The 9,992-nt window shown below is 58.7% G+C and carries 6 protein-coding genes; 1 reads left to right on the top strand and 5 read right to left on the bottom strand.

Translation table 11 applies throughout. The features are described 5' to 3' along the window. Nucleotides 1–2,301: 2,301 nt before the first annotated feature. The 4 genes from ACVIIV_RS16955 to ACVIIV_RS16940 all read right to left on the bottom strand — a co-directional run bounded on the left by ACVIIV_RS16955 (nucleotide 2,302) and on the right by ACVIIV_RS16940 (nucleotide 7,725). Nucleotides 2,302–2,427, bottom strand: a complete 126-nt coding sequence (locus ACVIIV_RS16955; RefSeq protein WP_456745167.1) for a hypothetical protein — start codon at nucleotides 2,425–2,427, stop codon at nucleotides 2,302–2,304. Between the two features lie 355 nt (nucleotides 2,428–2,782). After that, nucleotides 2,783–4,615 (bottom strand): ABC transporter ATP-binding protein, encoded by a 1,833-nt coding sequence (locus tag ACVIIV_RS16950; RefSeq protein WP_456745166.1) that lies wholly within the window; start codon nucleotides 4,613–4,615, stop codon nucleotides 2,783–2,785. A 135-nt stretch (nucleotides 4,616–4,750) separates the two neighbouring features. Beyond that, nucleotides 4,751–6,265, bottom strand: coding sequence for a TlpA disulfide reductase family protein (locus ACVIIV_RS16945; protein WP_456745165.1), 1,515 nt, complete (start codon nucleotides 6,263–6,265; stop codon nucleotides 4,751–4,753). 989 nt (nucleotides 6,266–7,254) lie between these two features. After that, complete coding sequence (locus tag ACVIIV_RS16940) at nucleotides 7,255–7,725, bottom strand: hypothetical protein (protein WP_456745164.1); 471 nt, start codon at nucleotides 7,723–7,725, stop codon at nucleotides 7,255–7,257. A gap of 136 nt (nucleotides 7,726–7,861) precedes the next feature. Between ACVIIV_RS16940 and ACVIIV_RS16935 the strand changes: the two genes are divergently transcribed. Beyond that, complete coding sequence (locus tag ACVIIV_RS16935; RefSeq protein WP_456745163.1) at nucleotides 7,862–8,146, top strand: hypothetical protein; 285 nt, start codon at nucleotides 7,862–7,864, stop codon at nucleotides 8,144–8,146. A gap of 1,239 nt (nucleotides 8,147–9,385) precedes the next feature. On the opposite strand, the gene ACVIIV_RS16930 is transcribed toward ACVIIV_RS16935, so the two are convergent. Further along, entirely contained in the window at nucleotides 9,386–9,940 is a 555-nt protein-coding gene (locus ACVIIV_RS16930; protein WP_456745162.1) for a 3'-5' exonuclease, read from the bottom strand. Nucleotides 9,941–9,992: the final 52 nt, after the last annotated feature.

Genomic DNA, 9,992 nt, shown 5'->3' with positions numbered 1-9,992 from the left:
GGTCAAGAGTTGACGCCGTATCGGTTGGGGTAATCAACACGTGGAATTGAACAACCCGGTCACCGGTGTCCGCACCACCATCGATGCGATGCCACGTGACGGCATATTCGGTATCTTGGACCAACAGCACCGTAGAAGTTGCCGCAGTTCCCGCACACCGCGCTAACGGGCCTTCGCGGCACTTGAAAGCGCCTTGACGAACTCGCCCCAACACATCCGCTGCCAATGCGAATGGATTACAAAGAGAAAATATCCAGTCCACCACTTGAGCATTCAGCAAGGTCGATAGCTCTTCAACACTTGCGACACGCCGGATGTTACCGCGACGAGCCCAATCCCCAAAAATGGGATCTGCACACAAGGCCGCGCGAATAACGCAGCCCATATCGCTCGCTAGCTGGGCGCACCTTACGGCTAGCCTCCCACCAGCAACAAAGACCCTAGGACCCATTGTTGACCTTGCAGCTCGTTGCCCATCCCTCTCGCGGAGTTGGCAACTTGATGAGGCCAACACACATGTGTCGTGATGTACGTACGCCACGCCCATGATATACTCTCCACCTGTGTGACTCGCGGGGGCGCAGCTTTCAGCACTCCTGCGATGGACTGCCGAACTCCACAAGATCCGCGCGAGGCCCCCGAGATCCGCGACAAATTCGCGATTTAGGTACCCACCTGTAGCGCCCTGGGCGCGACCAAGACGCGTCTCGGCGTGCAGCGGAGAAGATCGATGCAATATCTTCACCCTCCAGCCGAGCCGACCGGCGAATCGGAGCACCAGACGCAAGTGTGAAAGCTGAGGAAAAGGGACGCGACAGCAGGCTCAAGCACTTGATCGCTGAACTTTGCAGCCGGGCACCTATTAGACAGCCTTGAAGCGCGGCTGGGCGATGAAGATGTTGGAGCACGCGCATGACTGGAGGTCCTGCCTCTTCCGTCAATATTTGCCCGACTGTTCAAGCTGACCAAAAAGCTGCTGAACGTTCGATTCGAGGAGGCCACTCTCTCCATCTCGGTGAATGAACTCGAAGCTAAGCCCCGTTTCAATGGAGCGACTCGAGAAGGCCTGCGCCAATCCAGGACAACGAACTACGGTCGTATCAAATCCCAGACCGCGAGACTTTAGGGTCTGCACAGCAGCATCTACATTGTCGACCTCAAGAGCAATGTGAGCAACTCCAACACCGCTACGCCGCACCAGCTCTGAGACCTGAGAGGTTGGTTCAGTCCTGCATAGCACCTTCCTCACAATGGATAATCAGACCAAATCAACATCGTCCCGCGAGCGGCAGGTACACCTTCAGCAGTTTAGTCCGTAGCAGCGACCAGGTTCTTCAGACTCATCTTCTCCAACAAGTCAGCGTTATGCCTGGGCCACATCCGCTTAAGCACGGAAGAGCTCTGTTTTGCGCTCTTCCCATTTCCGCATTTTTTCTGAAATCGCCAAGGTGGTGGATCGGCTATTTTCCCATTGCGATGCAAACATGAGGCCCCTCAAATTCTGAGCGCGTTTGCTCCGCATCCGATGCTACATTTGGACCGATTGAGAAATCAAATCCGAACTCTTTGGCAGCGCCTGCGAAGCGAGATAATCGTCACAGAGTTCTACGCATCCTAAGCAACCGACGTGCCAACGATATTGCGCGAGAGTTCCTCAAAGAACAACGCGCTTATAGCCGCCATAGATGAGTTTTACTGTTCGACTTGAGGCATCGATGTCCTGAACCAGACACAGCTCAAACAATAACACCGACGACAAGGCGACGATCACCGAAACAAGCAACTGCCTGGGCGAAGATCCCTGCCCGCGACAAGACCTCTCCTATCGAATCGTTGCGTGAGTTGGGGGACGATGGCCTGTCGGGGACCGCACACGTCGTCGACGATACTCAACAGCCCTCCTGTGCCAACCCCGAACTCATTCAAGGGGCCGAAAGCAGTAGCAGCAGCCTGGGGCATCTGTGCGTCGATAGCGGCCATCTTTGCATGCACTGAGCCGTTGCGCTCGGTTTTGATCACGCCGGACCCTGCGATCGAAACGCAGCGCAGGAGAGAGCGGACGGATTCGTGGCTGAACAGTCTAGCGAAACTCATCTTTTGGGAGCGCCCCCGTGCCTCGGTCCCAGCGGTCGGTGGCCTCACACTCGGGGGGCGCAATCACTCGAATTAGCAAAGCGCATAAGGTTGTCCTCCTGCCGCGGCGCTTCTCCGCCATACGCAAAACCCGCCGACATTCGACTTCTAACCGCCCCACTTACCTGTTCTGACCACGTTGGGCGGAAGTCGATCAGTGAGGCATGCTCATGCGCGAGCAGCTCGCGCATGTGTGATGTGCAGGCTTGCCTCGACGCCGGTGCGGTCGAGATCGAGCCGCACCAGCAGGGTGTTGATGAACAGGCCCATCGTGCGGCGGCACCGGCGCCGCATGCATGCGGCCGAACAGCACCATGCCGAACACCACCTGCTCGCGGCCGCTGCTGCGCGCAACACCTCCCCCACACCAGGTGGCAGAGGCCCGCCAGAGTCACACCAAGCCGCCGCGTCTGGCCGCGCACCCGCGCATTAAGCACCTGCGGCAGCATCCGCCGTGCCTCCGTGATCCCGCTGCCGTCGCCGCGGACCTCGCTTAAGCCGAACGGCCGGCCCGGCTCAACGATGTCTGGGCGCCACGTCCGGAAGAACTCTTCATGCGCCTTTGCATCGCGCGTCTCCGTCACCAGATTGCAAGTGGGACTACTAGGCCATGCTAATGTCCCTCCAGCGCGGCCAAATAGCACTAGGCCTACGGAGATGCGACCGGCCATGTTTTAGGTTGGTCTTCCGCCGAGAGCGGACCGAACTCGACGGCCTGCCGCTCGAACAGACTGCGATAGATGCCGCCGGGTTGCGCGATCAGTGCCGGGTGCGTGCCCTGCTCGACGATCTCGCCGCGATCGAACACCAGGACGCGGTCGAGGCCGCGCACCGTCGACAGGCGGTGCGCGATTACGATCGAGGTACGGTCCTTCATCAGCCGTTCCATCGCCTCTTGGATCAGCGCTTCCGATTCCGAATCCAGGCTCGACGTCGCCTCGTCCAGGATCAACACTGGCGCATCGGCAAGGAACGCGCGCGCCAGCGCAACGCGCTGCCGCTCGCCGCCCGACAGATTTACGCCGCGCTCACCCACCAGCGTGCCGTAGCCCTTCGGCGATCGTATGATGAAGTCATGCGCATTGGCGAGCCTCGCGGCCTGCTTGATCGCCGCCATGCTCGCGCCGGGTCGGCCATAAGCGATGTTTTCAGCCAGCGAGCGGTGAAACAGGATCGGCTCCTGCTCCACGATCGCGATCTGGCTGCGCAGCGACTGCTGCGTGGCTTTCGCAACGTCCTGGCCGTCGATCAGGATCCGGCCGCCGGAGACGTCGTAGAGCCGCTGAAGCAGCTTGACGAACGTGGTCTTGCCGGAGCCGGAGCGGCCGACCAGACCGATCCGCTCGCCGGCGCGGATGTTGATCGACAATTCGTCGTAGAGCGGCACGCGATCCCCGTCATAGAGGAAGGTGACATCCTCGAACGTGATCCTCCCACAGTGAATGTCGATCGGCTTGGCGTCGGGGGCATCGACAATGCCGATCGGCTCGCCATAGATGGTAACTAGTTCCTCCATGTCGTTCACCGAGCGCTGCAGATTGTTGATGTGCATCCCGACGTCACGCAAATACGCGTGGATGATGTAATAGCTTGTCAACACATAAGTGACGTCGCCTGGAGAGGTCCGCCCCGCCATCCACAGCAGGATGGCGCCGCCGATCACCGAAGCACGAAAGCACAACAGCATCACGAGCTGCACCGTGCTTGTGCCGTTGGACCGCAGCCAGGTGCGCTGCACCCGCGCCCGCCAGCGTCTGACGACACCATCAAGCCGCGCATCCTCACGCGCCTCAGCACCGAAGGATTTCACCACAGTATTGCAGGTGAGCGCGTCCGCTAGCGTGCCGCTGACTTTGCTGTCCCAGGCGTTGGAGACGCGCGCCGCCGGCGCGATGTAGCCGATCGTGAATGCCGTCGTCATGGCGACGTAGATCACTGCGCCGAGGCCGAACACGGCGCCAAGCTCGGGCCAATGCAGGCCGAGCAGGATCGTCGAGCCCACGAGCACCGCGAGCGACGGCAACAATGCCATCAGGATCGTATGATTAAGCAGGTCAAGCGCCCACATGCCGCGGGTGATCTTGCGCACGGTCGAGCCGGCGAACGAGTTAGCGTGCCAGTCGGTTGAGAAGCGCTGCACTCGCATGAAGCCCCCACGGGCAACATCTGACATGGTCTTCAGCGTAAACGGCACGATCGCCTGGAAGCCCGTAAACCGCAATATGATCGAGAGCAGACCAAGGGCGAGGGTACCAGCGAACGCAATAAGTGCCGCATGTCGCGCCGCTTGGTCGGAGGGGACCGAGGTCAATGCATCCACTAGACGGCCGGAATAGACCGGCATGAACAGGTCGGCGACCGTCGCACCTAAGAAGCCGACGAGGACAATAGTGGCACGGACTGGCTGCTTCAGCCAGTGCTCCAACGCAAACGGGAGAACCAAGCCGATTGCGGCGGGTCGTTTGTCATCTTGACTGGTCATGGCGCTGGGGGTTTGTGGCGCACACGGTGTAAAAACCGTTCGATCCAGACCCGATGTGCACAATGCTTGGCGCGCCATCCGAGGGATGCGATAAATGCCCGCGATCTGGGCTGCGGCCGAAATCTTCTGCCCATTTCACCCACTCTTGGCGTAAGCGCTTAGCTGAAGCGCCTCACGCTTTGCGAGCTCCTCGGGCTGAGAGCATCGATCTGAGCCATCGGCCAGCCTTGCGCGATCCGAGCTTGTGTGAGCCAGGTAGGAGCGATCGGCGTCACTCTCTTTTTCATCTTTCTCCTCCGGCGCTTGCGCTTTGGTACTTTGCGGGACTCCGGGTTGCGGAGCCGCACAAAGAGACCCGTAGCAGGCCTTCTGACCCTTGTAGTTGGCCAGCGTTTGGACCAATACCGACATAACCTGCTGTTTCAGTTTGTCCGGGATAGGTGCGGGGCCGTCCAGCGACTTCAGCGTCACCTCGATCAACTCGATCGCGCGGTCCTTGTTGCCGCTCTCATAATAGTACTGAGCGACCGCCGGATAGAACAGGAACTTAGGGGCCTCGCCGCGTTGCGGAGGATTCACTGCCAGAATGTGTTCGGATAACGCATCGCCCATCGCGAAGCGCTCGGCCTGCGGCAAATGAGAGTTGTCATTCGCCGGATCAAAGAGTTGGCGCATCGCCCCGGCCATCCACAGCGCGGATTTTTTGTTGATCGCGTCATGAACCAATTGGCGCATCACCGGCAGGCCGGCCTGCAAGTCGTGCATTTTGTGAAGCAACAGATCCGCATGGAGCACGCGGAAGTTCACGTCGTCCGGCAAAACAGCGACGGCTTCTTCGACCACTGAAAGCGCCGTCGCCCAATCCCGCGCCTTCATCGCCGGCGTCAGTTTGGCGAAGATCGGCATTGTGCGTTCGCCCTTGGCGATCCGCTCTGCATCGGCGGCTTTCGCTTCATCGCTGATGCGCCAGCGGCCTGTCAGAATCTTCGGCAAAACGTCATCGAGTTGCGTCGGGGAACCGATAAAGGCGATGCGGCCATCACAGTCGACCACGAACGAGGTCGGAATCCCGACAGAAAAGCTGGAATCCATCCAAAGCTTGTCCATTTCGCGTGTGTAGTTGAACCCGATCCGATAGTTGAGATTCGGTAACCTTTCGGTCAACCACGCGTCCAACTTGCTTCGGGCCTCTTCCGCTGTTTGAGCGCGCTCTTGAGCTGCTATTCCGAGGACCTCAATTCCGCTATCTCTGTATTTCTCTTGCAGCTGTACCAGATCGGACAGCGCCGCCACACATGGTGCGCACCAAGTTGCCCAAAATTCGACGATGTACACTTTCCCGGGCTGGAAGCTCGTGAGGGGCTGACCACGCAGCCAATTCTCCACCTTGATCGGGGGAGCTGGGGATTCTAAGCCCAGCGCCATGTTACTCTCCAAAGTTATTGTCAGAGGCTGCGCGACGTTTTGTGCTAGCTGATCTCCGATCGCGACCGCGACCGAGAGGGGTGGTGCCTTGGTGTAGACGGGCTGCCGAGCGAGATCCGCAGCGAAGGTCGGTGTCGCCGCGCTAAGCGCGACGACATACAAGATCACAAGCAACCAGCTCTTCCTCTCACAAGCGAGCCACACCGGTTCAAGAAAGGAGAGCATCGCTGGTCTCGCGTTTGGTGCGCTCAGCACCTTCAGTACTGCTGCACCTTAGTAGCAACGTCCGTGCCAGAATCGTCTGCGCGCATTAAGTGCCCAATTGCGCATGAATAGCTCAACGGCACTTCACTGCGACCAGTGTTTTGAATCCGCCTGGCTTTGTGCCGCTGTCCGAATTTGAACAAGAATTGCGCACTTCGCGCCGCCAGAAAACTGATTTGATGTTGTGAGCCGCCGAACGCAAGCTTGGTATTCCCTATCCCGTAGCAGACAGGATTAGGCGAGCGACGATTTAGATCCGACTCGAATGAGCCAAAGCCCGTGGCCGGGGACACGTGTCCCGGTTGATGACGATGGAACCATTCGCCGGGGCACTGCAGACGGTGCCGCGGATCGGAGAGGCTTTGAAACTGTCATTGCTTGCCATCGCGCAAGCGGTTCCTGCACCAAAAACCGGTACTTCGATTAGTTTGCTGTCCAGCCGCGTGTACCAGGGGTCCCTGACGCCCGTATCGACCTCGAAAACCGTTGCCCCCGTATCGAAACAGATGCCAACCGATCGCCTCGATGGAGCTAAGGCTTATACAGGCGTTCACCTCCAGGTCTGTACAAGAGGCACGGTCCGCTCGCGCTAATCGGCTCGCGCACTAAGCTGATGCAGCACCGATCGGACTCGGGTCGGAAAAAGATGCAAACTAAAAGTCATCACCGGATATTTAGGGGCCGTGCCACCATTCTCTGCCCCTTCGGTGCCCAGACCTTATCCGAGGAGTATCGCCGCTGCTATTATCCAGATCGTGACATCCAGCGTACTGGCTACCGGCAGCCCGCGCGACTGCGCAGAAGGGCGCGATCTATGATGGCTCAATCGTTTGAGCGCCGGTGATCTTGTCCGATTTCAGGCATGCACGCAGGAGGCCGCAGAGGTCGACTACGCGACTGGAATGGTGCTCGCTAGGCGCCAATCCCGCTCGTCGGGGAGTGGGTCGACCTCACCTTCCAGGAGGTAATCCGGCGCGGCGTTCCGACGGGGGCGTCTCGAGGTCGTCCGGCGTGCCTCGAAGGATGCGTACGATGATCGGTATGCCGAGGACTGCGAGGCGGCCGATCGGGCACCTGATTGGCCGGCCTAAGAAATGCAGCTCGCGCTTCAACCACGCCTCAAGGACTACCGCGGCGCCGATCCGAACAAGCGTCGTAAGGTCGCTGAGCACAACGCGATGGCGCAACACGTCGTCGACCACCTCAACACGCTCATAGCGAATGATCCGGCGCCAATGCAGCAGTACCTCTGGCACGAGATTGCTCGCGATCTTGGATTGACCGCCGATGATGTCGAGCCTGCAGTAATGTATGGCGAGCACAACGGCATCACGGTTGGCGTGACTGAGGAAGGGCGGCGCGCGGTGGCCCGCTACAAAAGTGACACATTCGCGCGTGTTTCGGCCTTGGTCCGGGCTCACTCTTATTTTCGCTCGATTTCGGCGCACGGCTCAACACGCGCGATGATTTTAGGCGTGTGTAATCGGGATTCCGCCGGCCACTTGCAGTGCGCGTGTGGTAGGGCACTCTGCCAGTTTTACTTGAAGGAAATCAGCAATGGGCGTCTATCTGGTCACTTGGGATCTAAACAAACACAAGCCGAACTATGCGCAGGCGCGACAGAACCTGATCGATCACATGTCGCGCTATCCACATATTAAAGATGAGGGTCTCGACTCGGTATGGTTCATCCAATCCGCCTCCACAGCCGACACGCTGGATTCTGAAATCCGGCGATACATGGATAACAACGACAGGCTGATGGTCACGAAACTGGTGAATGGTCAGCATCAAGGCTGGTTGTCACAAAAGGTCTGGGACTGGATCAACGCCCGCATCTAATGAAGGGCATACGCTCGGTTACCGTTCATCCTACTTTTGCGATTAGAAGGATCAATATGATCGATTCTGATTTCGGGGATGCCCCGCGGTGGTATTGGGCAGCGGACAGTGGGCATGGATTGGATATTGAGGCCTTTGAACGGGCGGATGATCGGTTTGTGATCGCAAGTGGTCAGCGACCGAGAGCATGACGACGAGAAGCTTCGAATGGACGTTTTGAACGTCGCATCTGCGCGGCCAGTTGATCTGTCGAGAATGGAGACTTCTTCCGCCGACTTGGCTGCGACATCAACTTCCATCACGTGCATCTATGTGAACTTCGTCGGCACACGCCCAAGTGGGTGGGCATCAGCGGACGGCAATGCTGATGGCGCGACCGCGGATCTGGACAAAGCAGATGTGCCGCAACTAAACACATGTTAAAGAATTGTGACGGTGTACAGCGTGAGGAGGCGGTGTATGAGAAAGAGTGATGTGATGTGTTCCGAGTGCGGTGCTGGCTTCCGCCGTCTTGAGCTTACCTCTGAGCGTGGCACGGAGGGCAAGTACTAGTGCCCTGCTTGCGGAAATCTGATCGAGGCTTTCGGAACGTCTCCTCTCGTTGCTTACCGGTTTACGATACAGCCATCAATTAAAGTGCTCCGCTATCAGTAACGCCATCTCGGTTAGCAGCCTCTGTCTTCAGTATCCGGACAAAGGCGCCCGACGCGTACAGCTCGAGCCACCCCAGTTTGATGGCGAGATGGAGGCCAACCTTATTCGGCGGCGGCGGCCTTGAGGTTGAAAACCATCGGTCGGCTCAATATGCGATCGGGTTGCGTTGGTCACCATTCATCTCCGCCGCACTGAGGCACTTTCCCGAGCGGCGATGGCTGGCATCGTCGAGGCACCGCTCTCGCGTTCGATCCTTTCGATGCCTGATACCGCCGGCAGGATTGTCCGGCTGGTAATCTCCTCACCTTGCCGAGGCAAGGCCACACGTTCAAAGCGTGTCGGGCGCGCCATCGCTCTCGACGGCAACGGGCACCATGCTGTTCCTTAGATCCCCGAAATCACGACTTGTGCAGCGTGCGGTGCCACGCCTCTCGAGGCGCGTGGGAGCGAGCGGCGGGCCAGAAGGTTGACTAACTTCGTGATCGGGTCAGCTTAGGCCTGCAGGTCGACGCCCGCTCGGTTGAAGACGTTCAACGGTTCCGAGACGGGCGCGACAGCGGCAGCTGCCCGCGCTGACAACAAATATCAGCCTCTATCCATGAGCTCGGATCGAATTAGCCGAAACATCTCGGCCTGATACAACGCGTCGCGCAGCGCATCATGCGTCCCGGACAAGACTGGTTTAAGCCTTTCGGCAATCTTGCTCGAGCGCGTATCGCCCCAACGACAGCTGGTAGCGCCCATATACAGCGCCTTGATATCGAGCGCCGTGAAGCCGAACGGATTGCTTCCATAGAATCGATGGAAATAGTAATTTACGAAAGACCAATCGAACGGCGCATTGAACCCGACGAATACCGGCATTTCATTCCGACGGGCGATGGTCGATAGCCAGTCCGCAAAGGCCCGCATGGCATCCGAAGGGGCAAGCCCGTTTTGCGTGAGTTGGTCTAAAGAGAATCCGCTTACCTCCAAGGCTTTGGGATCGAAGTTCTGGCTGGTCGGTTTCAACTCGCACGCGAATGTCTTTTCCGGCTCGTAAATGGAGCAGGCGCCGATCGACAACAGACTGAACTCGCCGGGAACGGGACCGGCGGCCTCCACGTCGACCGAAACGAAGACCTCGCGCTTGTTGCTCATGAGATCAAAGGCTCCGCTTGAACCAGTGAGGGTCGGCTGCGAATCGCTTGCC

This window comes from Bradyrhizobium sp. USDA 4354 (genome assembly GCF_054060315.1).
Note: the sequence above shows the minus strand (reverse complement) of the source record. Positions and strands in the feature narration are given on the sequence as shown.